At 34.9% G+C, this 26,608-nt stretch carries 23 protein-coding genes, 1 tRNA gene and 1 riboswitch; of the genes, 23 read left to right on the top strand and 1 reads right to left on the bottom strand.

Annotated features, from left to right (window positions below):
* Positions 1-67 precede the first annotated feature (67 nt).
* From rlmB to JOD07_RS03065, 21 genes are all read left to right on the top strand, one after another.
* Positions 68-820: a 23S rRNA (guanosine(2251)-2'-O)-methyltransferase RlmB gene (gene rlmB, locus JOD07_RS03165; RefSeq protein ID WP_158741262.1), complete on the top strand. Its 753-nt coding sequence runs from the start codon at positions 68-70 to the stop codon at positions 818-820.
* Positions 821-1,110: 290 nt separating this feature from the next.
* The gene (locus tag JOD07_RS03160; RefSeq protein ID WP_204612173.1) at positions 1,111-2,541 is read left to right on the top strand and encodes an extracellular solute-binding protein; all 1,431 of its coding nucleotides are present in this window, start codon (positions 1,111-1,113) and stop codon (positions 2,539-2,541) included.
* Positions 2,542-2,545: 4 nt separating this feature from the next.
* Complete coding sequence (locus JOD07_RS03155) at positions 2,546-4,276, top strand: cache domain-containing sensor histidine kinase (RefSeq protein WP_204612163.1); 1,731 nt, start codon at positions 2,546-2,548, stop codon at positions 4,274-4,276.
* 20 nt (positions 4,277-4,296) lie between these two features.
* Positions 4,297-5,595, top strand: a complete 1,299-nt coding sequence (locus JOD07_RS03150) for a response regulator (protein ID WP_204612161.1) — start codon at positions 4,297-4,299, stop codon at positions 5,593-5,595.
* Positions 5,576-5,875, top strand: a complete 300-nt coding sequence (locus tag JOD07_RS03145; RefSeq protein WP_204612159.1) for a helix-turn-helix domain-containing protein — start codon at positions 5,576-5,578, stop codon at positions 5,873-5,875. The genes JOD07_RS03150 and JOD07_RS03145 overlap by 20 nt, the downstream gene beginning before the upstream one ends.
* Positions 5,876-6,101: 226 nt before the next feature.
* Positions 6,102-7,586: a sugar ABC transporter ATP-binding protein gene (locus tag JOD07_RS03140; RefSeq protein ID WP_158741266.1), complete on the top strand. Its 1,485-nt coding sequence runs from the start codon at positions 6,102-6,104 to the stop codon at positions 7,584-7,586.
* Between the two features lie 23 nt (positions 7,587-7,609).
* Complete coding sequence (locus JOD07_RS03135; protein ID WP_158741267.1) at positions 7,610-8,614, top strand: ABC transporter permease; 1,005 nt, start codon at positions 7,610-7,612, stop codon at positions 8,612-8,614.
* A 22-nt stretch (positions 8,615-8,636) separates the two neighbouring features.
* The gene (locus JOD07_RS03130) at positions 8,637-9,674 is read left to right on the top strand and encodes a sugar ABC transporter substrate-binding protein (protein ID WP_158741268.1); all 1,038 of its coding nucleotides are present in this window, start codon (positions 8,637-8,639) and stop codon (positions 9,672-9,674) included.
* Between the two features lie 28 nt (positions 9,675-9,702).
* Positions 9,703-10,740, top strand: a complete 1,038-nt coding sequence (locus JOD07_RS03125; RefSeq protein ID WP_158741269.1) for an NAD(P)-dependent alcohol dehydrogenase — start codon at positions 9,703-9,705, stop codon at positions 10,738-10,740.
* A gap of 378 nt (positions 10,741-11,118) precedes the next feature.
* Positions 11,119-11,760: an RNA polymerase sporulation sigma factor SigH gene (sigH, locus tag JOD07_RS03120; protein ID WP_158741270.1), complete on the top strand. Its 642-nt coding sequence runs from the start codon at positions 11,119-11,121 to the stop codon at positions 11,758-11,760.
* Positions 11,761-11,996: 236 nt separating this feature from the next.
* Positions 11,997-13,064, top strand: coding sequence for an ATP-grasp domain-containing protein (locus tag JOD07_RS03115; protein WP_158741271.1), 1,068 nt, complete (start codon positions 11,997-11,999; stop codon positions 13,062-13,064).
* Positions 13,064-13,849 carry a PHP domain-containing protein gene (locus JOD07_RS03110; RefSeq protein ID WP_158741272.1) on the top strand — a complete coding sequence of 262 codons (786 nt, stop codon included), beginning with the start codon at positions 13,064-13,066 and terminating at the stop codon, positions 13,847-13,849. Before JOD07_RS03115 ends, JOD07_RS03110 begins: the two co-directional genes overlap by 1 nt.
* Entirely contained in the window at positions 13,818-15,143 is a 1,326-nt protein-coding gene (locus tag JOD07_RS03105; RefSeq protein WP_158741273.1) for a polysaccharide deacetylase family protein, read from the top strand. Before JOD07_RS03110 ends, JOD07_RS03105 begins: the two co-directional genes overlap by 32 nt.
* Positions 15,144-15,443: 300 nt before the next feature.
* Complete coding sequence (locus JOD07_RS03100) at positions 15,444-16,046, top strand: DUF5105 domain-containing protein (RefSeq protein WP_158741274.1); 603 nt, start codon at positions 15,444-15,446, stop codon at positions 16,044-16,046.
* A gap of 258 nt (positions 16,047-16,304) precedes the next feature.
* Positions 16,305-16,377: transfer RNA gene (locus tag JOD07_RS03095), tRNA-Thr, on the top strand.
* Between the two features lie 503 nt (positions 16,378-16,880).
* A complete protein-coding gene (locus JOD07_RS03090; protein ID WP_204612157.1) occupies positions 16,881-17,924 on the top strand; it encodes a S8/S53 family peptidase in 1,044 nt (347 codons plus the stop codon).
* A 197-nt stretch (positions 17,925-18,121) separates the two neighbouring features.
* A riboswitch (TPP riboswitch) is annotated at positions 18,122-18,233 on the top strand.
* 118 nt (positions 18,234-18,351) lie between these two features.
* A complete protein-coding gene (thiW, locus tag JOD07_RS03085; RefSeq protein ID WP_204612155.1) occupies positions 18,352-18,846 on the top strand; it encodes an energy coupling factor transporter S component ThiW in 495 nt (164 codons plus the stop codon).
* Between the two features lie 13 nt (positions 18,847-18,859).
* Entirely contained in the window at positions 18,860-19,693 is an 834-nt protein-coding gene (gene thiD, locus JOD07_RS03080) for a bifunctional hydroxymethylpyrimidine kinase/phosphomethylpyrimidine kinase (RefSeq protein WP_158741277.1), read from the top strand.
* On the top strand, positions 19,677-20,510 hold the full coding sequence (thiM, locus tag JOD07_RS03075) for a hydroxyethylthiazole kinase (RefSeq protein ID WP_158741278.1): 834 nt from the start codon (positions 19,677-19,679) through the stop codon (positions 20,508-20,510). The genes thiD and thiM overlap by 17 nt, the downstream gene beginning before the upstream one ends.
* Positions 20,500-21,123, top strand: a complete 624-nt coding sequence (gene thiE, locus JOD07_RS03070; RefSeq protein WP_158741279.1) for a thiamine phosphate synthase — start codon at positions 20,500-20,502, stop codon at positions 21,121-21,123. Before thiM ends, thiE begins: the two co-directional genes overlap by 11 nt.
* 163 nt (positions 21,124-21,286) lie before the next feature.
* On the top strand, positions 21,287-22,429 hold the full coding sequence (locus tag JOD07_RS03065; RefSeq protein WP_204612141.1) for an MFS transporter: 1,143 nt from the start codon (positions 21,287-21,289) through the stop codon (positions 22,427-22,429).
* A gap of 130 nt (positions 22,430-22,559) precedes the next feature.
* Here the strand turns inward: JOD07_RS03065 and JOD07_RS03060 are convergent, their stop codons facing one another.
* Positions 22,560-22,877 carry a hypothetical protein gene (locus JOD07_RS03060; protein ID WP_158741281.1) on the bottom strand — a complete coding sequence of 106 codons (318 nt, stop codon included), beginning with the start codon at positions 22,875-22,877 and terminating at the stop codon, positions 22,560-22,562.
* Between the two features lie 212 nt (positions 22,878-23,089).
* Between JOD07_RS03060 and JOD07_RS03055 the strand changes: the two genes are divergently transcribed.
* The gene (locus JOD07_RS03055; protein WP_158741282.1) at positions 23,090-23,470 is read left to right on the top strand and encodes a gamma-glutamylcyclotransferase family protein; all 381 of its coding nucleotides are present in this window, start codon (positions 23,090-23,092) and stop codon (positions 23,468-23,470) included.
* Positions 23,471-23,835: 365 nt separating this feature from the next.
* Positions 23,836-26,502: a translation factor GTPase family protein gene (locus tag JOD07_RS03050; protein ID WP_204612139.1), complete on the top strand. Its 2,667-nt coding sequence runs from the start codon at positions 23,836-23,838 to the stop codon at positions 26,500-26,502.
* Positions 26,503-26,608: the final 106 nt, after the last annotated feature.

Here is a 26,608-nt window from a genome sequence, read left to right as displayed (position 1 = left end):
ATACATCCTTTGCAGCAAAATAACTGAATACAGTATTTATTATGAGCAAAATGAAAGGAGTTTTTACATGAAAACATTTGAAGAAGATAATTTGCGCCTGGAGGGAAGAAATGCCGTATTAGAAGCACTAAAATCGGAAAGAGACATAGATAAAATTCTAATTCAGCAGGGGAATGTGGAAGGTTCTATTAAAAAAATTATTGCCGAAGCCAAAAACAGGGGAATTGTGGTGCAAACCGTTGCAAAGTCTAAATTGGATGAGCTGTCGGAAACCAAGAAGCATCAGGGAGTCATAGCTTTTGCATCTGCCCACAAGTATGCGGAAGTGGATGATATTCTTAAAAAAGCTGAAGAAAAAGGGGAAAAGCCTTTTATCATCATACTGGATGGTATTACAGATCCTCATAATTTGGGCGCTATTGTACGAACCGCCAATATTTCCGGTGCCCATGGTGTGATTATTCCAAAAAGGAGATCAGCGGGGCTCAGTGCCGTTGTTGCGAAAGCTTCAGCGGGGGCAATAGAATATGTACCAATTGCGAAGGTTACCAATATAGCTCGTACAATCGAAGATCTCAAAGAGAAAGGAATATGGATTGCCTGTGCTGACATGGATGGAGAGCCAATGTATCAGACAGATTTAAAAGGGGCAATTGCTCTGGTAATCGGAAATGAAGGAGAAGGTGTCAGCAGAATTGTAAAAGAAAAATGTGATTTTACAGTAAAAATCCCCATGTATGGGCAGATTACTTCATTAAATGCATCTGTAGCTGCCGGAATATTGATGTATGAGGTTGTACGGCAAAAGTATTTTGTGTAAAATGAATAGTAATATAAGAAAAAAGTATCAGTATATAGAGAATCGATAGGAAACAATTAATTCGTTTCTTAAAGGAGGTTCTCTTAAATGGTTTTCCAACTGAATGGTTTGATAACCCATTAAGCTTGACAGTTGGGGAGCTATTAATATGCTGATACTTTTTTTGTTATATTTGGATAAGTTTATATTGTGGAAATTATTTTGTAATATAGGGGCTATTTTATAAGGGGGGGGTTATTATAAAAAAAGTCGTACTTACAGTAACTATAATCGTATTTTTAGTGATCATAATGTATGATGTTTGTCAGCATAATAATGAAACTACAGAGACACTAGAGATAGAAATGGTTCCACAATATTTTGGCGAAAAAAACAGTATATACACTCCAGTGATGGCACCAAAGGATTTTGACTGGAGGCAATGCGAAGGAGTAGTATTGAATTTTTTAGTAGAAAACAATATCAACGCCAGTGTACTTATGAAAGAAGTTGAAAAATTTACTGAAGTGACAGGCATTCATGTAAATATCCGCAGTATGGATTTTGATACCTTGGTAGAACGAATGAATATGGAATTTATATCTAAGAGCTCTCAATATGAATTGCTTTATATAGATCCTTATCAATTTTTAACTCGGTTTAGCAGCCAATTAGAAGACTTAAACACTTTTGAAAATAATGTTAAGCTGCCACATCTTGTAGGAGGAATCGAAAGTTTTAACAAGAATTACGTGGATATTTGTTCTTATTTTATAGATAGGGATAAACTGTATGCAATTCCTTTTGATACAACTTCAATGATTTTTTATTACCGAAAAGATATTTTTGAAAAATATAAGAATGCTATGATTTCAGATTTGAATTACAATCCTGTTCCCGGAAGCACCAGTTTTACCTGGGAGAGATATATTGAAGTTGCCCAATGGATTGATCAAAATGTGCCTAAGTCAGAAATACAATACAGCAGTGTATCTATGTCAGCAGAACACAATTCAATATACTGTGAGTTTTCAAACATTATGAGTGCTTATGGAGCGGATTATTTTGCAGACCAGAATGTAAATACCTTAGGGAGGGACAATCCCTATCAACTTACAGTGAATACTCCTCAATTCAGAGAAGCCCTGTCGATTTATAAAAGATTTGTTTCATTATCTCCCATTGGAATAGAAGGAATCAACTGGAGTGAGTTAGCTGAGCTTTTTGCAGAGGGAAAAGTTGCTATGATGATCAACTGGGACGAAAATGCTGCGATTATGGAAAATGAATCTCTTTCCAAAGTTAAAGGAAAGGTTGGATACAGTATTTTACCTTATGGTGCTGTAAGAAGTGCCAATATATATGGCGGTTCAGGAATAGGAATCAATGCCAACATAAGTGAAGAAAAAAAATTAGCGGCCTGGCTGTTTATCGTATGGGCCACTTCTCCTCAAGTTCAAATGAAAGTGCTTTTGGATAAAGAGGGAGGCAATATGCCTTCCAGAAATGAATTATACAGATTAATTGAGGCATCCTATATGGCATACATAGACCATGCTTATGCTTCGATTTTTGCACAAAAGGAACGAAATGCGTATTATCGACCTAAATACCGAAATGTATATTCTTTTGAAAAAATTATGATAGACAATCTTTACAATATGATTAAAGATGATTTGACTCCGGAAGAGACGGCCCAGTTAATAGAGAAAGATTGGGAAAAATATAGTAAAAGGGATTAATAATATGAAAAAGATTAATAAAAAATACAGAAATAGTTTAAAAAATCAACTTTTGATTGCGACCATTACCTTTTCCATAGTGCCCTTTATCATATTTTCAGTTATTTTTTATTATGTATATAGTTTAATTATTAAACAATATACAGATACAGCCAGGCAATCGGTAAAGACAGCTGCTTCCAATATCGATTATGTATTGAATGATGTTGAGAAATTTTCTAACTCCATATTTTTGAATTACGAATCTTCAGAATTGATGAGAATAGGAAATAGGGCAGAACTAGAAAATAAATTAAGAAGTTATTTTTCATCCAGAGACGACATTGATGGAATTTATGTAATGATTCACGGAGAATTTTATTATGCCGGATCTGAAAAAAGGAATGGTGTTAATATTATTCCCAAAGCAGTGCTAAAAAACAGCAGTGGAGAAGTTGTTTGGCTGCCTACAAAAGAAAGGTATATTAAAGTTCTATCCAGTGTTATTAAGAGAAATTGCTTTTCTCTCAACAGAAAAATAGTAGATGTAAATTCTCTGGAAGAACTGGGATATATGACAATAGATCTGGACGAATGGGTGCTTAGAGAAATTTATAACGGGCTAGCTGAGGATGGAAGTCAAGTATTCATATGCACTGCTGATGGTCAAATGATTAGCCAATCTGGCAATATGGCAATGGATTATTTTTACATAAAGGCTATCATAGATAAAATTTTTATGGAAGGAAATCGCTCCTATGTAGAATATGAGGAAAATGGAGAAGACAAAGTAGCTATTTATTCCCCATGCAATAAAGGAAAGTGGATTTTAGTCAAGACGATTCTTAAGAGTGATTTGTATGCAGATATTCGAAAACTGCAAAAAGATGTTATGATCGCAGGTATTATATTTATTTTGATAACTACCGGCAGTGCCTATTATTTTTCAACAGCCATTACTAAGCCTATAAGAGACATTATCAAAAAAATGAAAGAAGTAGAAAAAGGAGATTTTTTAGTATATGTTGATGTAAAAGGAAATAATGAGTTTACTGAGTTAGGAGATAAGTTTAACCGCATGGTTTCTAAAATTAAAGGTTTAATGGAAGATGTCGTTAATTCAGAAAAGCAAAAGAATGAACTTGAATTAGAAGTTTTGCATGCGCAGATCAATCCCCATTTCTTGTATAACACTTTGAATACAATTCGCTGGATGGCCCAGATCAAAGGAGAATACAGTATTAGTAATGCCATCGTAGCGCTGGTAAAACTTCTTAGGGTCAGCATCAGTTTGGGTAAAAAAATGATCACTTTGGAGGAAGAAATAGAATATGTGAAAAACTATATCTTAATTCAAAGGTTGAGATTTAATCAAGATTTTCTTATAGAATATGAAATCGAGGACAAGTATCGTAAAGTTATGATTCCTAAGCTCATCCTGCAGCCAATTGTGGAGAATGCATTGATTTATTGCATAGATGATGAACGTGAGGAGAAATTGCATATAAAAATTTATACTTATCCTTATGAAGACGTTCTAAGAATTGTTGTGGAAGATAACGGTAAAGGTATTAGTCCCGAGATATTAGAGAACATATTTAAAGAAGAAAAGAATATAAACAAATTTAGTACGGTGGGGTTAAATAATGTAAATAACAGAATCAAATTGTACTATGGGGAGAGGTATGGATTATTGATTGATACAAAGGAGGGAATAGGAACGAAAGTTATTATAGAAATTCCTGAAGTATATTAATGTCTTTTGGGGGGACTAAAATGTATAAAGTGCTTATTGTTGATGATGAAATGATTGTTAGAATAGGGCTAAAATCTATGATAGATTGGAATGCCTACGAATTTGAAATTATTGGGGAATCGGGTAATGGAGAAGATGCTTTTAATAAATTTTTAACTTTAAAACCGGATTTGGTTATTACAGATATCAAAATGCCTAAAAAAGATGGATTATGGCTTACAAGAAAGATAAAAGAAACGAATAAAGATACTCAGGTAATAGTTTTAACTTGTTATGATGAATTCGATTATGCGAGGGAAGCTTTGAAGTTTCAGGCATCTGACTATATATTAAAGGCAGAGCTGGAAGAAGATGATCTGGTTGCCACGCTTAAAAGAATAAAAGAAAAATTAGACCGGGAAGGCAAAAAAGAAGAATCACATATACAAGTAGATATTAAAAAAGAAGAGTTAGCTCTTGGAAGGTTTTTAAGCATTGAAAAGTCAGAAGAAGATGTGATTAAGGATTTTTCAAATCTTAATATACCTATTGAAGGATGGAATTATTGCTGTTTCCAATTAGATTTTAGTATAAGTCTGCATGAAGGAGCATATTCTCAAGAGCAAATTAAAAGCATGATCCTTGCTTGTCATGAATTGATGATAAATAAACTGGAAGAAGAAAAATGGATTTACTTAATTAAGCCTTTTGGGAATTCGATTACTTGTTTTTTAGCAAAAGAAAAAATTCATGAAAGAGATATTAAGCTTCTTTTTGAGTTTATAAAAAAATCTGTAGAGCAATATTTTAACATTGCAGTGACTGGAGTTTGTACTGATATTTATTCTAAGGCATTGGTATTAAGAGCAGAAATTGATTGGTTTTATAAAGCAATCGATTATTTATTCTACTGCAATCCCGGTGAAATGATCACTTCTAAAGTTTATCATCCAAAAGGAAAAAATGTCAGAACTGCCTTTAGTCAAGAATATAAGAAAGATTGGATTCATTCTATAGAAGAATCTGATCTCGAAAAGATCGATGAAATATTATTGAAATTAATCAATGAGTTAAAGACAAATAATATTCCTTCAATGGATGGGAAATTATATATATCCCATATGCTGGGAGATATCATAGAACGTTTTGAATTTTGCCTTGCTCAAGACGAAGGAGAAAAAATTTACGAGTATCCAAAATACAGTTTAAATACAAATCATATGAGTTCATTGCTTCAAATTATGAGAGACTTTTCAAAAGAAATTTTAGAAAGATTAGAAGTATCAGGAACAGAAAAACTCAGTTTATTTAATACAAAAAGTGAAAGACTATATCGATGAGCATTATCAGGAAAAAATCACTCTGGAAGATATGGCTGATTATGTAGGTTTATCAAAGTATTATTTATCTTATCTTTTTAAAAAGGAAGAAGGAACGAATTTTGTGTCTTATATTAATAAAAAAAGAATTGAAAAAGCAAAAGAGTATTTAAGGGATACCAACAATACAGTAAGCCAGATTTACGATTTAGTCGGATTTTCGGACCAGCAATATTTCAGCAAAACCTTTAAAAAAATTGTAGGCATGACGGTTACGGAATACAGAAGAAACTTAAAATAATATAGCGATTCACTAATCCTCCATAGGAGGATTTTTTTTCGCAAAAAAATACTAATGGAAAACAAAAATGTACTAATTTCAAAATTGATAAAAAATTCACAGCAAAATTGTATAAAAACTTCTAAAGGATATCACTGATATAAAACAATAGAGTTTGTTATATTTATTACACAATCAATCTTGCAAAGGTAATTGGAAGTAAAAAACTTTCAAAGGGGGGGGAAATATGAGTCAGGAAATTAAGCTTAGAGTTTCAAATATTGAAAAGTCCTTTCCAGGAGTAAAAGCTTTAAACAAGATAGATTTCGTTGTAAGGAAAGGAACTGTTCATGCTTTATGTGGAGAGAATGGAGCAGGAAAATCAACATTAATGAAAATTATCAATGGCATTTATAAACCAGATGCAGGACAAATTTTCATTGATGAAAAGCCGGTAAAAATACAAAATCCCATTCAAGCGGCAAGCTACGGAATTGCAATGATCGCCCAGGAATTGAATTATGTTCCGGAGATGTCCGTGGAAGAAAACCTGTTTTTAGGCAGACTACCCGTAAATAGATTTGGAAAAGTGGATTGGAAGAAACTCAGAAGAGATACGCTTAAATTTTTACAAGATGAGGGTTTGCCTTATGAGCCGGATCAAAAACTCAAAACCTTAACAGTATCGGATATTCAAATGCTGGAAATTATTAAAGCAGTTTCAAATAATGCAAGTATTATCGTTATGGATGAGCCTACGTCATCGATTACTCAAAGAGAAGTAGAAAAACTATTTGAAAAGATTGCAATGTTAAAGGAAAAGGGCGTCAGCATCATTTATATTTCTCACAAATTAGATGAAGTATTCCACATAGCTGATGATATTACTGTTTTTCGTGATGGAACAGTAGTAGACAGTCGTTCAGCAAAAGATTTTACAATGGATGAAGTCATCGCTTTAATGGTAGGCAGAAAAATAACCAATGTTTACCCCAAAGAAGAATGTCCAATAGGAGAAACCATTTTAGAAGTAGAGAACCTATACAGTAAAGGTATTTTTAAAGATATTACTTTCCATGTAAAAAAAGGAGAGATTGTTGGCTTTGCAGGATTGGTGGGAGCAGGCCGAACCGAAGTAATGCGTTCGTTATTTGGTTTAGATCCAATCACATCAGGAAAAGTAAAAATTCATGGTGAAGAAGTAAAAATTCAAAGTGTCCATGACAGCATAGCCAATAAAATGGTCATGCTTTCTGAAGACAGGCGAAGGTACGGTATTATTCCTGTGAGAAGTGTTATGGAAAATGCCAGTATTTCCAGTTTGAAAAAGTTTTTCTATGGGGGGCATTGGCATGCAAAACAGGAAAAAGAAATGGTAAGCCGCTATTTTCAAAAAATGAGTGTTAAGACTCCCAGCCTGGAAACAACTATACAATCCTTAAGTGGAGGAAATCAGCAAAAGGTACTATTGGCTAAATGGATGATATTAGAGCCAGACATACTCATATTAGATGAACCCACGAGAGGAGTTGACGTAGGAGCAAAATTTGAAATTTATAAGTTGATGACGGAGATGGCGAAACAAGGAAAGAGTGTCATTATGGTTTCTTCAGAGCTTCCTGAACTCATCGGTATGTGCGACAGAATTTATGTCATGAACAAAGGAAGAATTACCGGGGAATTACAAAGAGATGAATTTACGCAGGAAAAGATCATGAAGTATGCAACGTAGACTGGAGAAATGGGGGGAAGAAAATGAAAGAAAGCTTCTTAAAGAAAAATAAGATCATGGAAAAATATTCAATTTTCATTGTTCTTATTTTAATGTTCATCATTTGCAGTGTTCTTAATGGGAACTTTTTAACCAAAAACAATCTGATCAATGTTGCCAGACAACTGGCAGTAGGAACTATTTTAGCCTATGGAGAAATGATTTTAATCATCAGTGGAATGTTAGACTTATCCGCAGGTTCTGTTCTGGCATTATCGGGAGTGTTATCAGTTAGTCTATATAAGGCGACTGGTTCACTAGCAGCAGCATTTCTTATAGCAATACTTGTTGCAGTTGTTTGCAATTTAATTAATGCAGGGATGATTACTCATTTTAATGCCCCACCTTTTATTGCAACACTCGCAATGTCGACAGTGGCCAGAGGAGCAGCACTTTTGTACACAAAAGGACAAAACATATTGCAATTAGGAGATTATGTAGTATTTGGACAAGGAGATATCTTGGGTATTCCAATTCCGATTATATTCCTGATAGTTATTACAGTGATCATTTACTACCTGCTCAGGCATACAGCCCTTGGACGTTCTCTATATGCCATTGGTGGGAATGAAGAAGCAGCGATTGCTTCAGGAATTAAAGTAAAATTAGCAAAATATAAGGTGTTTATGATCAATGGTATTTTAGTTGGTATTGCCGGAGTTCTCTTTATGTCTCGTGTAAATGCAGGATTACCAAACGGTGCAGTAGGATATGAAATGGAAGGATTAACAGCAGCAATTGTGGGGGGAACCAGCTTTTCCGGTGGAGTTGGAACAACAATGGGAACTCTGGCAGGATCATTCATTATCGGCTGTCTTAATAATATCATGAATCTTACAGGAGTAGATTCATATGTACAACAGATTGTAAAAGGCGCAATTATAGCTTTGGCTGTAATCTGGGATATTCGATCAAAATCTAAAAAGACTTCAAAACTGATTTTGGTTGAAGAAAAGCAAGAGAAGCAATTAAATTTAAATACCAATTAATAAATGAAAGGGGAAAGGTGTTATGAAGAAAAGACGACTAATAGCAATGGGCTTAAGTGTAATGATGACAATGTCTCTATTAATGGGGTGTGGCAGCACAAGTAACAGTAACAGCAGTACAAGCAGCGCTGGCAGCAGCACGAACGCTTCAGAAGCTTCATCTAATGAAGGCAGCAAAAAGACTTACAGAGTAGCTTATATTGCCAGAGCACAGTCTGACTCTTTCGCAGCTTGGCTGGCAAATGAAATCATGGCAGAAGCAGAAGAATATGATGATATTACATTAGACGTTTTTGATGGACAGGCAGATGATGAAAAGGAAAATACAGCGATCGAAAATGCGATTGCCAGCAAATATGATGCAATTATCGTGCAACCTAACAACGGAGAGGCACAAAGACCTTATGTTGAAAAGGTCGTTCAAAATGGTATCATAGCCATCACGACAAATGCAAGAATTGACGGAATAGAAGGATCATCTTCTGTAGATGCGGATCCATACAAACAAGCAGCGGTAAACGCGCAACTTGCATTAGAGCAAATACCACAAAACGCAAAAGTAGTTGTTCTTAAGGGACCATCAGGTAACTTCCATGCAGATGAAAGAAGAAAAGCATGGCAAATAGAATTCTTCGATAAACGACCTGATGTCCAAATTGTTGCAGAAGATTTTGCTAACTGGAATAAAGACGAAGCAATGGCACTTATGGAAGACTGGGTAATTGCTCATGGAAAAATCGATGCAATTATTTCAATGAATGACAATATGGCAGCAGGAGCTTTAGAAGTAATTGCTGGTAAACCAGAATTTGAAAATACACTTGTTTATGGTGTAGACGGCACTGCAGAAGCTTTATTATTGATCAAGGAAGGCAAAATGACTGCTACTTGTCTGCAATCTGCTATTGAATTGTCAGAACTGATCTTGGATACGGTTCATAAATTATTGACAGGAGAGGAAAAGCAAATTGACACAGATATCGGTTCACCCATTATTACTAAAGATAATGTTGATGAATATATCCAAATGTACAAAGAACGTGGACTAATTACCGAATAAGAAACAAGAGCTGAGGGAGGAAAATAGTATGCAGAACAAAGCTTTCTTTATGACCGATTTAAACAAGATGGAAATGCGAGAAATCGAGATGCCTAAGATTAAAGATACAGAAGTATTGATCAAACTTGAATATGTTGGCATTTGTGGTTCAGACGTTCACTATTTAGAACATGGAAAAATCGGAGATTTTGTAGTAGAAGGAGATTTTATTTTAGGCCATGAATGTGCAGGTACAGTTGTTGAAGTAGGAAAAAACGTAAAAACCCTGAAAGTTGGAGACAAAGTAGCCCTTGAGCCAGGTCAAACTTGCGGACAATGTGAATTTTGTAAAACAGGAAAGTACAATTTATGTCCTGATGTAGAATTTTTAGCAACTCCTCCATATCACGGCTGTTTGGAAAATTATATTGCATATCCTGAAAATATGGCTTTCAAACTCCCTGATCATATAACAACTAAAGAAGGTGCATTAATTGAACCTTTGGCAGTAGGTATGCATGCAGCCGCTCAAGGAAATGTAAAATTAGGAGATTCTGTAGTGATTTTAGGAGCAGGTTGTATTGGCCTTGTCACCTTACTTGCTTGCAAAGCTTATGGGGCAACTGATATTACTGTAGTAGACGTATTGCAAAAACGTTTGGATTATGCGATGAGATTAGGAGCAACTCGTGTCATTAATGCATCTAATGAAGATACAATTGAAGCTTACAGCAAAATCAATCCTAAAGGAGCAGATGTGGTAATCGAAACAGCTGGTTCTAAAGTAACGATTCAGCAAACAGCATATCTTGTAAAAACTGGCGGAACAGTTGTTTTAGTTGGTATGGCACCTGAAGATATTATCGAATATAATTTTGCAAAGATCCTTGCAAAAGAAGCAGAAATAAAATCAGTGTTCCGTTACAGAAACATTTATCCAACTGCAATACAAGCAGTTGCACAAGGCCTTATAGATGTTTCCGGCATTGTAACCCATGAATTTGATTTTGAACTTACTCCTGAAGCTTTTCAATATGTTATTAATAATAAACAGGATGTTGTAAAAGCTGTTATCAAAATCGGTTGATTCTCTATTAGAACTGATAAAAGAAAGTATCGATGCATATGCATCGATACTTTCTTTTATGACATATAAATGGTTTAAAATTTTTAAGATTTTTAAATGTCATCTTTCATACAGAGTTATGAGTAAATGAAATGGTTAATATTTACAAAAAAGCTTAACAAATTGAATTATTTATGATATACTTATTTATTATGATCTAAAGGAGTCGCAAAATCCGTTTATTGGGAGATTATCAATAAATTCAGAATAATACACAGCACAAGGGGAGATGTTTTGGTGAATAGTGGAGGATAGTACTGAAATCCGATATTATTCAATAGAAGTAGAAAACACATCGGAGATTAAAAAATACATATGAGAAAGTTGGGGAGGGGTACAATGAGCTTAAATTTTGAAGAAAAAACCAAAATACTACCGTATGACGAAATGGATGATGAAGCGATTGTTGAATTGATAAAAGTAGGAGATACAGATGCGTTAGATTATTTGATTAATAAATATAAGAATTTTGTTCGTGCAAAAGCCAGAACATATTTCTTAATCGGCGCCGACCGTGAAGACATAATTCAAGAAGGTATGATTGGACTCTATAAAGCCATCAGAGATTATCAGGAAGAAAAAATCTCATCTTTTCGTGCTTTCGCAGAATTATGTATAACCCGTCAAATCATCACTGCTATTAAAGCGGCAACCCGTCAAAAGCATATGCCATTAAATTCATATATTTCCCTCCACAAACCGGTTTTTGATGAGGAAAGTGAACGGACAACCCTTATGGATGTTATTATTGGGGGCAAAGCTGCCAATCCGGAAGAACTCTTGATCGGACAGGAAAATTTAGCTTTTATAGAACAGCGTATGGGAGAAGTTTTAAGCAGTTTAGAGTGCCAAGTATTGTCCCTTTATCTCCAGGGAAAGCCTTACTATGAGATTGCAAACGAAATGGGACGTGACATTAAATCTATTGATAATGCACTCCAAAGGGTGAAGAAAAAATTAGAAAAATTTTTATCGGAATAGAATAATTATTGCCTAAAGTATCAGTTTCGCTGATGCTTTTTTATTGTATAGGAAATCCTTGGGGTTTCCTATACAACTTTCATGTTTCAGCATAAAACTTTATATTTACGGCTTTCCCATTTTGCAACAATGTGGTAAGCTTGTATGGGTAAAATACATATAGTATAATGTATCTGTTTGATTATTTTGTTAAAATATCAAGAATACTCTAATGATCTTAAGTTTTTGGAGGAATTATGCAAAGAATATTAATTGATAATATAGATAAGAGAATGACGGTACCTTTGGTCGAGTATTTGATTAAAGAAGGTTATGAGGTACATGGCATAAATTTTAAGAATGCTAAAGTAATCAGCAATCGTTTAAAAACTGTTTACGAGATTTCTAAAGAAAGTGTTAAAGAAGATTTACAGAAAGTTTTTGCACATTTTAACCAAGAAGATTATTTGATTGTAGGGAACCCGCGAATTATTGAAGCAGTAGATGAAATAAAACCAGAGATCAAATACATCATACCAAACCAGGAGAACGTTGTAAAAATCACCAATAAGAAATGGCTTATGGAATTGGCATATGACTTAAATGTAAAGGCACCTAAAAACAATGCTAAAGAATATCCTTTGGTGGTTAAACTGAATAATTCTGAAAACACTAATTTAAAGCCACAGCAAAGATATAAGATCGTTCATAACGACACAGAGTATGAACAAGCAGTAAAAGCCATGGGAAATGATCAAGAAAATATCCTGGTTCAGGAGTATGTTACAGGTAGTGGATTTGGAGTTTCTATGCTTTTAGATCAAGAGTCCAATTTGGTGGACTATATCATGCATGAGCGGCTTTTGGAATATCCTGTTGCAGGAGGCCCCAGTGCCATTTGCGTTTCCAGATATAATAAAGAATTGGTTTCAAATGCCTACAAGATTTTAAAAGCATTAAAGTGGACAGGTTATGCCATGGTAGAATTTAAAGGCGATTATCTCATAGAAATTAATCCAAGGTATTGGGGAAGCATGCCTTTATTATTTGTAGCAGAGTCTGATTTCTTTAAAAATTATATACGTATTTTGGATAATACCCATAAAGTGATTGATGAAACAGTGATTCCATATAAACTGAATAGGAAAATGTATTATTGCCCACAAGCTTTTCTGGCAGTGCTTGCGTTAATAAAAAAAGGCAAATTGGGCAAAGCTTTAAAAATGTTGGGTAATATTATAGTGGCTAAAGAAGGAATCTTGAGTATCAAAAATCCTGTACCTTTTATAAATTATATAAAATCTTTAGTAGGGAGAAATATATAATGAAAATGTGTCTGCATATTCACTCGGAATACTCCCATGATTCAGATGTCCCAGTAAAAGAGATCATTCAAACTGCCAAAACTTTAGGCTATGATGCTATTTCGATTACTGACCATAATACGGCCAGGGGAAGCATGGAAGCTCTGCAGTATAGCGATGAACAGATTTCTATTATTCCTGGAGCTGAATTTTCCACACAATATGGACATATATTGGCTTATTTTATTGATGAATCCATAGAAAAAGAAACGCCCAAACTGGATGGGAAGCGATTTGATTTTTACAAACTTATAGAAAATGTGAGAAAGCAAAATGGCATTCTTGTGATGGCCCACCCTTACAATGGTAAATTAAAAGACCATATGGAAGTTTTAGATTATCTAGATGGCATAGAAAGATATAATGCCCGTTTGGATTCTTTTTTCTATAAAACCAAGTCTGATCGGTTTGTTAAAACCTTATTAAACAGAAAGGGTTTCATTTATTTGGGAGGGCCGGATGCCCATTCTTTGAAAGAACTCAGTCACTGCTACACAGCTACAGAGGATTTTACTGTAGAACCAAAGGCGTTTAAAGAAGTTTTACAAAATAAAAGTGTGATCTACTATAAAAATTCTGTTAACTATAATATAGCAAAAGCTAAATTTCATAATATGAAAGGATTTAAGCCAAAATCCATGCTGAAAAATGGTGTCAGAATGCTGTTTGGAATAATTGAAATAGTTTACAATAAGATAACGAGGTGTAAAGAGTATGAAACTATATGCATTGGCAAGGAAAATTAATAAGAAAATTAAACAAAGACGAAGAGAAAATGCAGGAAGATATTTGTCCCCTGTCAGACGCCTGGAAAGATTTTCAGTACCTGCAGGAGAAAAGATAGTATCTATGACTTTTGATGACGGTCCCATGAATATGCCCATCAACCCTGTAACAGATTCTAAATATCAGGATTGGGGACTGACCAGAGTGCTCATTGATATTATGGGAGAGTATGGAGCTCATGGGACATTCAATGTCATCGGTACAACGGAATATAATTATCCTGATAAACCAGGAGAGCTTCATAAACCAACCTGGAGTGGCGTAAAACATGACCATTATCCTCAATATGGCAAAGATCAATATGCAGGGGCTAAAAATCAAGGAGATTTAGTACGAGCACTTATAGAGAATGGCCACGAGATTTCAAATCACGGTTATAGACATGTTTTATTTGGCAGAAACAATATTGTGTATGGCAGCCGTGAACATTTTTCTAATATTCAAGAAGTCGTAGAAGACTTGACGAAATTACACAACCTGCTTAAAAATGAATTTAATTATGAAATCATCATGTCCAGACCTCCACATTATATTGACAAGATTCCAGACGGTTTTACTTCATATGAGGCATATGCATTGATGGGATACGATTATTTGGCTGCAAGTTTTGATGGAGGTGGCTGGATGCCTACAGTGGGAGACTATAAAGAAGATGTCAGAAAAATGGTTGACCCGATTAAAAATGCATTAAAGAACAATCCAAATTCATTAAATGGCCAAATCATATTCCAAAAAGACGGGTACAATATGTCTTTGATGACGCCGGTTGCTACTGCGCTTAAGGAGCAGCTGGAGATCTTATCTCAACATGGATATAAAGTGATTTCAGTGAGAGAACTTAAGAAGCTATATCCTTTTGAAGATTTCCATGATGTGTCAAAGAACTTTGAGATTGCAAGAGACCTGGATCAGCAAGGATTTATTTTGGGTTATAAGACCAATGAATTTAAGCCCGATAAAGAACTTACCATCGGGGAAATGATTATGATGACCCTGACCAAACAGGATTACAAAGAAGATTTGGCAAAAATCTGTAATTCTAAAAAAGATAAATCCATGTATTTAAAACACCCTTATTATATAGGATGCAAGCATTATAACAGATTGGACTTGATGGACCGACTGGATACTGTTGCAACAAAAGAAGATATTAGACGATTCTTTAACGAACAGCTTGGCATTGACCCAGTCATCAGCAAGAATACACTGAAGAGATTTGAATACCTTGAAGCATTAAGTCAGCTTAAAAAATAGATTTTAATAAATAATAAAGAATGGATTGAACACTGACTCCCAAAAGCTAAACTAAAAATTATGATTGGGAGTCAGTTTTTTTATAGAAAAATATAGTCTTGAATTTAGGGAAAAAGTTGCTTAAGTCAATTTGAATGGTGAAGGTAGTTATGTAATCTCACCAAAATCTGAGAGACCATATCATTAATAAGTTGTGATATTGTATAATTTTTCTTAAAAATAATAATTTTTTATTCATTGCATAATTTTAACAATAAGTGTATAATTGTGAAGAATATGATTAATTTAGGAGGGAGATTAATGAAAAAGAGAGTTTTAGCAATAATCGTAATGGGGGTATTCATATTAAGCTTAATTGGATGCTCGCAAAATAAACCCGAACAGGCGGTTTCTGAGTTATTTGATGCCATGAAAAATACTGATCTAGAAAAGCTTGGAGCAATACTGGATTCGGATGCAAGTGAAATAACAGATCAAGATGCTTTTGTGCAGTTAATTAAGAAAAGCAATGAAACATTGACTTATACAATAGGTGAAACAACTATTGAGAATGATAGAGCCGTTGTAAATGTATCATGTACATATGGCGATATGAAGCCTGTTTTAGCTAAGGCATTTGCGAATTATGTTGGAAAAGTAATGGAAGTTGCATTTAGTGGAGAATCTCCAAGTGATGAAGAAATTCAAGAAATGCTTTTAAGTGAAATTACTGCTGCTTTAGATAGTACACCTACTGAAGAATACTCTACAGAATTAACGGTAGATTGTGTAAAAAAAGATGGAAAATGGATCATTGATACGGATAAAGAAAATTTAAAATTAGCAGATGTGCTTACAGGCAACCTGGTATCAGCATTTAGTGAGATGGCCGATTCTATGAATAGCTCACTCATTACTGAGTGATTTCTCCCAGCAAGGTTAAATTATCAGGAATAGAAAAAGGCTTCTAGTAATTTTACTAAAAGCCTTAATTTTTATTTTGTCTCATTTTATAGTATTTTCTCTTTTTACTAAAAAGCAAATTGTACTAAATTATCTAAAGAATACAGAGCAAAATGCTTATTCAGTGAATAATAAGATAAAAAAGTTATAAAAAACACTTGACGAAAAGGTCAAAACATGATAACATATGTAAGCGTTGAGCGACAAATTAATAAATATGCTGCTATGGCTCAGTCGGTAGAGCGTCGCCTTGGTAAGGCGGAGGTCACGGGTTCAAGTCCCGTTAGCAGCTTTAGTGAAATCAAGGCTTCTAGCAATTTGGCTAGAAGCCTTTTTTGATTCTTGATGTCCTGTCTTTATCCACATTATACCTATTAATTTTTTAATAAAATCTATTCGTCATAATTCTATTACAGATCAATTGAAACAAACTCAACCCTGATAAAACCAAATATCAATTTTGTGCTTATATATTTATTGCAAGGCCCCTTGTAAATATCTGCCATTTTTTAATTCTGAAAGAATATCTAAAATTTGTTCAAAAAATAAAAAGTAGGAAAACTTACAATATTGTAATATTAGATTTGTTGAATATATATTACAAATATGATACAATTTCAAACATTGGAAAAGTTTGTCGCGTTAAAAACTTAGCTTTCATAGGGAGTGCGATGTATTATAAAATAACCATCCTATTGTAGTTTAAATTTAGAATGATAAAGATATTAATAAATAAGGGGAGTAAACTAAATGATAAAAGGAAAAAATATAAGGTGGAGTTTTATTCTCATTATAATGATAATCATTTTATTACTATATAGATTTTTCATATACACAGAACTAGAAGCTTATATGGACGTTCGTGGAAAGAATTTATCCTATTTAGATTTAAGAGGACAAGAAGAATTATTATATACCCTGGAATTTGATAACTTAACAAAGTGGCCGGGTAAAAATCGTATGCCGGATGATTTTGATCCTTTAAAAGTGATTGAATATGGAAAAGATCCGGGGTTAAACATAAAAAAATTACACAAGTTAGGTTATACAGGGAAAAATGTAAACATCGCATATATAGACCAACCTCTTCTTGAAGGCCATGAAGCATATTCTAATGTAAATCTTAAGTATTACAAGATTAGGTCGGAAGAAAATGGTATGGATACCTCAATGCATGGCCCGGCAGTACTTAGTTTATTAGCTGGAGCTGAAATAGGGGTAGCTCCTGAGGCGAATGTGTATTTTTTGGGGCATCCTGCATGGCTGGAAGACCAAAGAACCCATGCAGAAGCCTTATATAAACTCATAGAAATAAATAAATCTTTACCTGAAGACCAGAAAATAAAAGTAGTAGGATTTTCAGATTCACCGGATGAAAGAGAAAACTATATTGACGATTATAAAAAAGCAATTATAGAAGCAGAAAAAAATAATATTATGGTCATAAATGTGACTACATTTAATTACCTTCCTTTATTGATCAAGCCTTATAAAGATAAAGATGATTATAGAAATTACGAAACAGCACAATGGGCAAAGGGTTTTATTGAGAACGATAGTTTTGGAGTGCCAACCGGTGCAAGGACAACTGCAGATGGTCATAAAAGCATAAAAAATAAATATGCTTATTGGACAAATGGTGGTTTAAGCTGGGCTGTACCATATGTAGTTGGAACAATCGCCTTAGGACTTCAAGTGGATCCTGATTTAACCAAGGAGGAAGCTGTTAAATATTTATTGGATAGTGGATATGATTTTCAGGGGGGCAAAATCATTAATCCAGAAGGTTTCATAGAGATGGTTAAGAAAAATGCATCACACGCTAAAAGTACACCTTAATATTCAGACCATATAGGATCAAACCGAAGCATCAGATAAAGATTAGTATTGATGAAATATGATTACTGTAAACTCTGGATTTTATGAAAAAGCTAATTATATAACACTTAAGACACAGCTATTAGCCAGTATTAAAGCAGAATAGTATTGCAATTTATTAGTGAATTATGTTATTATTTCATTAAACAACTTAAAAATCCTTTGCACAGGGGAGTCGGATTTGGCCGGCTGAGAGTAAGAACCGTAATTCTTTGACCCTATGAACCTGATCTGGGTAATTCCAGCGTAGGAAGTGTTGTTGATTTTATTGTATGATGTAAAATCACATTTTCTGGATTTTTACATACTTCAAAAATCATAAAACACAAGTCCTGCGGCTTGTGTTTTTTTATGTATAGAAATAAATAGAGATATAAGGAGGATCAAAATGAAAACGAAAAAGATTACTTTGTCTGCTTTATTTATTGCTATAGGGGTAATCGCAGGGAATATTATTTATATTCCTATAGGTGCATCAAAATGCTTTCCGGTTCAACATACTATCAACGTTCTGACAGCAGTGGCTCTTGGTCCAGGATATGGTGCAGCAGTAGCATTTGGTATTTCTCTGTTAAGAAATCTTTTAGGTACGGGGACACTTTTAGCCTTTCCAGGCAGCATGGTAGGCGCATTTCTTGCAGGGATTTTATACAAGAAGACCAATAAGCCTGCTTTCGCAGTTGCAGGAGAAATACTTGGCACAGGAATCCTTGGAGGGTTATTGGCTTATCCTATTGCTAAATTGATATTAGGCAATGATGTTACAGCATTCTTTTATATCTCTCCATTCTTAATAAGCACCACCGGGGGAAGCATAATATCTTATGCCATTATTAAAATGTTAGATTTTACTAAAGTGATGGATATCAAAAAACAATTGTAGGGGGAGAGCAATCATGAAAAAAGTATTAACTATAGCAGGTTCGGATTGTTCTGGTGGAGCAGGAATACAGGCAGATCTAAAAACTTTTAGCGCCCATGGGGTATATGGTATGAGCGTGATCACAGCCATAACTGCTCAGAATACCCAAGGCGTTTTTGACGTACGGGATTTGGATGAGGCCATTATAAAAGCACAAATAGATGCTATTTTTACAGATATACAAGTGGATGCAGTCAAGATTGGAATGGTATCGCAACCTTCGACGATTCATATTATAGCAAGTCAAATAGGAAAATATCATCCAGTAAATATTGTTTTAGATCCTGTAATGATTTCAAAGAGTGGATATTCTTTATTAAAGCCGGAAGCAAAGAAAAGTTTAATCGAAGAACTTATTCCAAGAGCGTCTGTTATTACACCCAATGTCCCTGAAGCAGAAGAAATAATACGTACAGTAACATCAAAACCTATTGCCATCAAAACTGTTGAAGATATGGAAAAGGCAGCACAGGAGCTATATAAATTAGGAGCGAAGAATGTACTTTTAAAAGGTGGGCATATGAGTGGAGAAGCTGTGGATGTGCTTTATGATGGAAAAGATATTACACGATTCTACTCTGAGCGAATTGACACTAAAAATACTCATGGAACAGGGTGTACCCTATCCTCTGCCATAGCTTCCAATTTAGCTCTGGGATACAGTATAAAAGAAGCCGTGAATCGTGCAAAAAGATATATCACCATTGCAATAGAACATGCTTTAGACATCGGGAAGGGCGTTGGACCTACCCATCATTTTTATGAATTATACAAAAAAGGTGGGCTTGAAGATGGAGATATATTATAAAATCTCAAGAGCATTACAGAATGTAAGAAATTTAAGACCCTTAGTACACCATATCACAAACTATGTGACAGTCAATGACTGTGCCAATATTACTCTGGCGATTGGTGCTTCTCCTGTTATGGCAGATGACATAAATGAAGTCAGGGATATGGTTATACTGTCCGATTCCTTAGTCATTAATATAGGAACGCTAAACAGCAGAACGGTGGAATCTATGATTGAAGCAGGAAAAAAAGCTAATGAATTTAATATTCCCGTTGTATTAGATCCTGTTGGGGTGGGAGCAACACCTTACAGAACAAAGATTGCGAAAGAAATTATGAGTAAAATAAAAATAGCAGTTGTAAGGGGCAATTTATCGGAGATAAAGGCTTTATATGGCATCAATGCTCAAACCAAGGGCGTTGATAGCTCAGAAAACTTTTCAACCGGTGAAAATGTTTCGTCCAGTATAAAATCATTTGCCAGGGATTTTGCCAATAGCTTTCATACAGTTGTTGCGATTACTGGAAAAACGGATATTATAACGGACGGAGAAACTTTATACTCAGTTAAGAATGGACATGAAATGCTGTCAAGAATTACAGGTACAGGCTGTATGTGCACTTCTCTTATTGGTTCTTATCTGGGTGCAGGAAGCAATGATCTTTATGGGGCTCTTGCAGGGGTTGCAACCATGGGAATAGCAGGCGAAATAGCCTATAACCGATTGGATCCATACGAGGGAAGTGGAAGTCTGAAAAGTAAAATCATGGATGCTATATATCATTTATCGGAGGAAGAAATATTGAATTGGGGGAAAATTGATGAAGAATAATGTTGATTATAAACTTTATCTTGTCACAGACCGGGATATATTAGCAGGAAGAAACTTAGAATCTGCAGTAGAAGAGGCTATACAAGGAGGTGTTACGCTGGTTCAGCTTAGAGAAAAAGATATAACTTCTTTGGAATTTTATAATATGGCCCTTAGGATAAAGCGAATAACCAGCCAATATAATATACCTCTGATTATCAATGATCGACTGGATATTGCCCTGGCAGTAGATGCCGAAGGGGTTCATTTAGGGCAAAGGGATATACCCTGTGTAATTGCAAGGAAAATCATAGGTGAAAATAAAATTGTAGGTGTTTCTGCATCTACTCTTGAGGAAGCCAAAAAGGCAGAAAAGGATGGAGCAGATTATATAGGGGTGGGAGCAGTATTTCCCACCAGCACGAAACAAGACGCACGAGATGTCTCTGTAGATTTGCTAAAAGAAATAAAGCAGAGTGTAGCCATACCTGTCGTTGCCATCGGAGGGATCAATGAAGATAATGTATCTTTATTAAAAGATACTAATATAGATGGAATAGCAGTCGTATCTGCAATTCTAGGGAAAAAGGATATAAAATCAGCTGCTTTCTGTCTTAGAAATCAAAGGTTTTAATAAATCTTCCAAGATTTTGTGTATTAGCTGTAGAAGATAAACTTTTGAAAAAAATTGCGAAATTTATCGATTTACTCTCCTGATAAAGGTAATTTATTATATAATAGAGATAAATCAAAACATTCAAGATAAATTACCAAAATATTATATTAGGAGATGTATTATGTCTAATAAAAAGGTGCTCTTTTGCATTGTAACAGGTTTATTTTGGTTTTCATTATATGCGTATGTCCCCCAGTTGTCTAGTTTTGCAGAAGATATGGGGGCTTCATATAGAATGATAGGCATGATCACCGGAGCCTATGGACTTAGTCAGACTATTTTAAGAATACCTTTAGGAATCGTATCAGATGTATTTAATAAAAGAAAGATATTTGTTGTATTAGGTCTTTTTACAGCAATTTTTAGTGCACTTATAGTTTTTATATTACCAAGTCCCTATACTCTTTTAGGGGGAAGATTTCTGGCGGGGGTAGCTGCAGCAACTTGGGTAAATTTTACGGTAATGTTTTCTGGGTATTATAAGCCTTCGGAATCCACTAAGGCTATAGGAATCATTAACTCAGCAAATATGATCGGACAATTTACTGCAGTTTTGTTGGCAGGTATTCTTTCCCTTTACTTAGGCGTGAGGCACATATTTTTGCTGAGTACCATTGTAGGCCTTATGGGATTTCTTCTAAGTTTTTTTATACCAAAAGAAGATGCCATCGATAGAAAGCCCTTTAAAGTATCTGATCTGCTTATCATTGTAAAGAATATAGATATATTACATATTTGCTTTTTAGGGATATTGTCTCAATTTATAACTTTTGCGACGATTTTTGGATTTACGCCAATCGTGGCTTCTAAGTTAGGAGCCAATTCGTTTGAATTGGGGCTTTTAACTACGTTTTTTAATCTTCCCCAAATATTATTTTCAGCGTTGGCAGGGATCGTATTTGTAAAATATTTTGGAAGTAAAAACACATTACTTATTGGGTTCGGATTAAACACAGTTTTATGTATTCTTACTCCCTTTGTTCCTAATTTATATTTGCTTTACTTGGTGCAGATCATCAGCGGCATAGGAAGAGCGATGACTTTTCCTATGCTAATGGGACTGGTGATAAGAAATGTAGAACCAAACCTTAGGACTACCACCATGGGATTTTATCAGGCAATATATGGTGTGGGTATGATCTTGGGGCCGGTTTTGCTTGGGGTTATAGGGGATAAATTCGGGCTTATGACTGGTTTTATTACGACAGGGTTATTAGGGATTCTTGCAATTATATCCATACTTGCAGTGGGGATTAAAGATTGATTTTTATGTTCATATTTAGGAGTATTTTTACTGCCTGCACATAACAAATTGCACAGATATAGGCAATAAAATTCAATTTTAAAGCATAAAGGACGGTTTTTAAAGAACCGTCCTTTATGATGGACAAAGATTAACAGTTACAACGATGTTGTTTGAATAATCCTTCGATGACATCTTCAGGATCAGCAATGACTTCACAGATGCAATCGATGTCAACGAATTTGATGTCATCTTCATATTCTGCTGCCAGTAAGTTTCCGTTTACACCAAGTACTTCGACTTCTTCACATTTTCCAGATTTTAATACGATTTTTACATCGTCTTCATTGAGGAATCTCAATACGTCTTTAATATTTGCCGGCAGTACAGCGCTGTTATTGCCATTCCCATTACCATTGCATCTGTTTCTTCCTGCTCCTGCTACATTATTTGCATTTTTTATTCTCATCTTTTTCACCTCCTTTGTTATTAGTATATGAACAGTATTCGGACATGTTACAAAAATTCGACAAAAAATTACACCTCTCATTAATATTTGAGGATATAAATATAGTTTTTGGGTTGTTTTATATATCATGATGATAAAATGGATATAAGAAAAGAATTGATTACTGAATTTAGAGGCATTAGAAAAGGATTCTGTGCTAAAGGAGTTAAGATATGAAAAAATGCAATGTATTTGTCTATGGAACGCTTATGCAGGGATATTGTAATCATCATTATTTAAGCAATAATGAAAATGTTCGATATTTAGGAAAAGGAATCCTTAATGATTATGAGATGTATCATATTGAAGATTATCCAGGCATCCTGCCAAAGCAAGAAGAAAAGATATTGGGAGAAGTGTACAGCGTAGATGGAGAAGTACTGGCTAACTTGGATGAATTGGAAGATGAAGGGGTACTGTATAACAGAGTTATAGAAAAAATATATTTGGAAAATACGAAAGAAGTTATCAAGGCCTATGTATATGTCTGGCGTCTATCTGTAGAGGGAAAAGAGAAAGTAAAAGAGATGCCATGGAAGCCGTTAGAAGCATAGCAGATGGAATTAAATGTTTAAGATTAAAAAAGTCTGTATTTAGATTTGCTATCTAACACCATAGCACAGGCTTTTGCTGTACAATACAGTGTAAAAGTGATCAGAGATGATTAGAAGGATTATTGAAAATTAAATGAAATTAAGTTAGATTGTTCTTTTGCAGTTATTAAAATAATTCATTCAAATATGATAGAAAATCTCTGCATTTGTTAATGCAAAAGAATAAATACCAGATGAATAAAATTGAAAAATAATAATTTTACTGGTATCATACTATTACTGGATGAAATTAAATTTTAAGGTTAAAAACTTTACTTATAAATATAAGATGATGAATACATTTAGAAATAAAGGATTTGAAATCTATGAGACAGAAATTGGTAATTGGCATACTAGCCAATGTAGATGCGGGGAAAACAACATTATCGGAAAGCCTGCTATATTTAAGCGGTAAAATTGGAAAGATGGGAAGAGTGGACAACCAAAATGCTTATTTAGATACAGAGGCTCTTGAAAAAGCCAGGGGGATTACCATTTTTTCCAAACAAGCGGTATTCGATATCCATTCCACTCAAATTACCCTGTTGGACACACCGGGCCATGTAGATTTTTCCATGGAAATGGAGCGCACCCTTCAGGTTTTGGATTATGCCATATTAGTGATTAGTGGTGCCGATGGGGTCCAAAGTCACACCAAGACCCTCTGGCGCCTTTTAAAAATGTATCAGATTCCGGTGTTCTTGTTTATTAATAAAATGGATCAGCCAGGAACGGATAAAGAGAAGTTGATGAAATCTATTAAAAGTCAGTTAAGCGATGCCTGTATATCTTTTGAGAAAGATAATGGGAATGAGTTTTATGAAGAAGTGGCCATGACGGATGAGCGTTTATTGGAAAAGTTTTTAGAAACCGGGCATGTCACTGAAGAACAAATTAAAGAAGAAATTAAAGCGCGGAAGATCTTTCCTTGCTTTTTTGGCTCTGCATTGAAATTGGAAGGTATAGAGTATTTTATGGAAAAATTGATTCAGTATACCATAGGGCCTTCTTATCCGGAAGAATTTGGGGCCAGAATCTTTAAAATCACGAGAGATGAGCAGGGCAATAGGCTAACTCATATGAAGCTTACTGGAGGGAAATTAAAAGTAAGAGACGTTTTATCAGGAAACGGATGGGAAGAAAAAATCAATCAAATTCGTATTTATTCAGGCAAAAATTTTGAGGCAGTAGGAGAAATCTCTGCCGGGACAGTTTGTGCTGTAACAGGACTTACGCAAACGAAACCCGGTGAAGGATTAGGGATTGAACAAAATTTTAGCAAACCGATTCTTGAACCAGTATTATCTTATCAGATCAAATTACCCGATGGTTATTCTCCAAGGGAAGTTATGCCGAAACTTAGAGAAATAGAAGAAGAACACCCGGAACTGCATATTGTATGGGATGAAACGCTGCAAGAGATCCAGGCACAAATTATGGGAGAGGTCCAGATCGAAATCCTTCAAAGTCTTATTAAAGATCGCTTTAATTTGGACGTGACCTTTGATGACGGTCATATAGTTTATAAAGAAACCATTACCAATACGGTTGAAGGGGTTGGGCATTTTGAACCCCTAAGGCACTATGCAGAGGTTCATTTATTACTGGAACCCGGAGAACGGGGCAGTGGACTTCAGTTTGCAACAAACTGCAGCGAAGACCTTTTAGCAAGAAACTGGCAGCGCCTTATTTTAAGCCATTTAGAAGAAAAGATTCACAAAGGGGTGTTAACTGGTTCGGCAATTACGGATATGAAAATAACGCTGGTATCCGGTCGCGCCCATAATAAACATACAGAGGGTGGAGATTTCAGAGAGGCTACTTATCGCGCTGTACGTCAGGGATTAAAAGAAGCCAATTCCATATTGCTTGAACCCTATTATAGTTTTCAGATGGAAGTTCCCAGAGAAATGGTGGGACGAGCCATGATGGATATTGAAAAGATGTATGGAACCAGCGAGATCCTCCAGACTGATGGTGAAATGACCACTTTGGTAGGCAGTGCTCCTGTAGTCACCATGAGAAATTATCATAAAGAGTTGATGTCTTACACGAAGGGCTTTGGAAGATTATACTGTACCTTAAAGGGCTATGAGCTTTGTCATAATGCAGAAGAAGTTATACAGCGAATAGGCTATGATTCTGAAGCAGATACAGAGAATCCTACAGGCTCCATCTTTTGCTCCTACGGGGCAGGTTTTTATGTCAGCTGGGATAAAGTAAAAGATTATATGCATATTGAAAGCTATCTTAAGTCCAAAAAGGAAAACTTCAAAGAAGAAGTTCAAAGCCAAACCTTTTCAGACAGGGAATGGATTAGCTTAGAGGAAATTGATCAGATTTTAGGACAAACCGTGTCCAATCAAGGAAAGAAATCCACCTGGAAAAAATCAAAATCCTCCGTGGAACGTTATTATGAAGCAATGCGTTCTAAAATTGAAGACAAGCCTAAACCTAAAGAGTCAAAGCAAGGAACGTATCTTCTAGTGGACGGTTACAACATTATTCATGCTTGGCCTGAACTTAAAGAATTAGCTGAGGACGACATGGACAGTGCAAGAGTCAAACTTTTAGATATAATGTGCAATTATAAAGCAACTAAAAAATGTGAAGTTATTGTTGTTTTTGATGCCTATAGGGTCAAAGGGCATACAGAAGAAATGATTGATTATCATAATATTCATGTCGTATATACAAAGGAAGCCCAGACCGCAGACCAGTATATTGAAAAATTTTCTTATGACCACAGTAAAAAATATCATATTATAGTAGCCACATCAGACGGCTTGCAGCAAGTGATCGTAAGAGGTACCGGAAGCAGCTTGTTATCTGCCAGTGAATTAAAATATGAGATAGAAAATACGAATAAAAATCATATACAAAGCTATTTGACTTCGCAATCTATGAATCATAATCGGTTAGCGGATTCAATATCTTCGGAGGCCAAAGAACAAATAGAAACCTTTAAGAAGCCCTTAAACCCTAATAATTAAGAAGAATTATGTTAAGCACCTTCCAAGGGTCTGGCATCCCGTTATGAACATATGGAACTGAAACTGTAATTTCAAGTTTAAGTTTAATTTCAAGTTTAAGTTTATA

It is taken from the genome of Defluviitalea raffinosedens (genome assembly GCF_016908775.1).
Taxonomy (GTDB): Bacteria; Bacillota; Clostridia; order Lachnospirales; family Defluviitaleaceae; genus Defluviitalea; species Defluviitalea raffinosedens.
The sequence above is the reverse complement of the archived record's forward strand: the minus strand, read 5'-3'. Positions and strand labels throughout refer to the sequence as shown.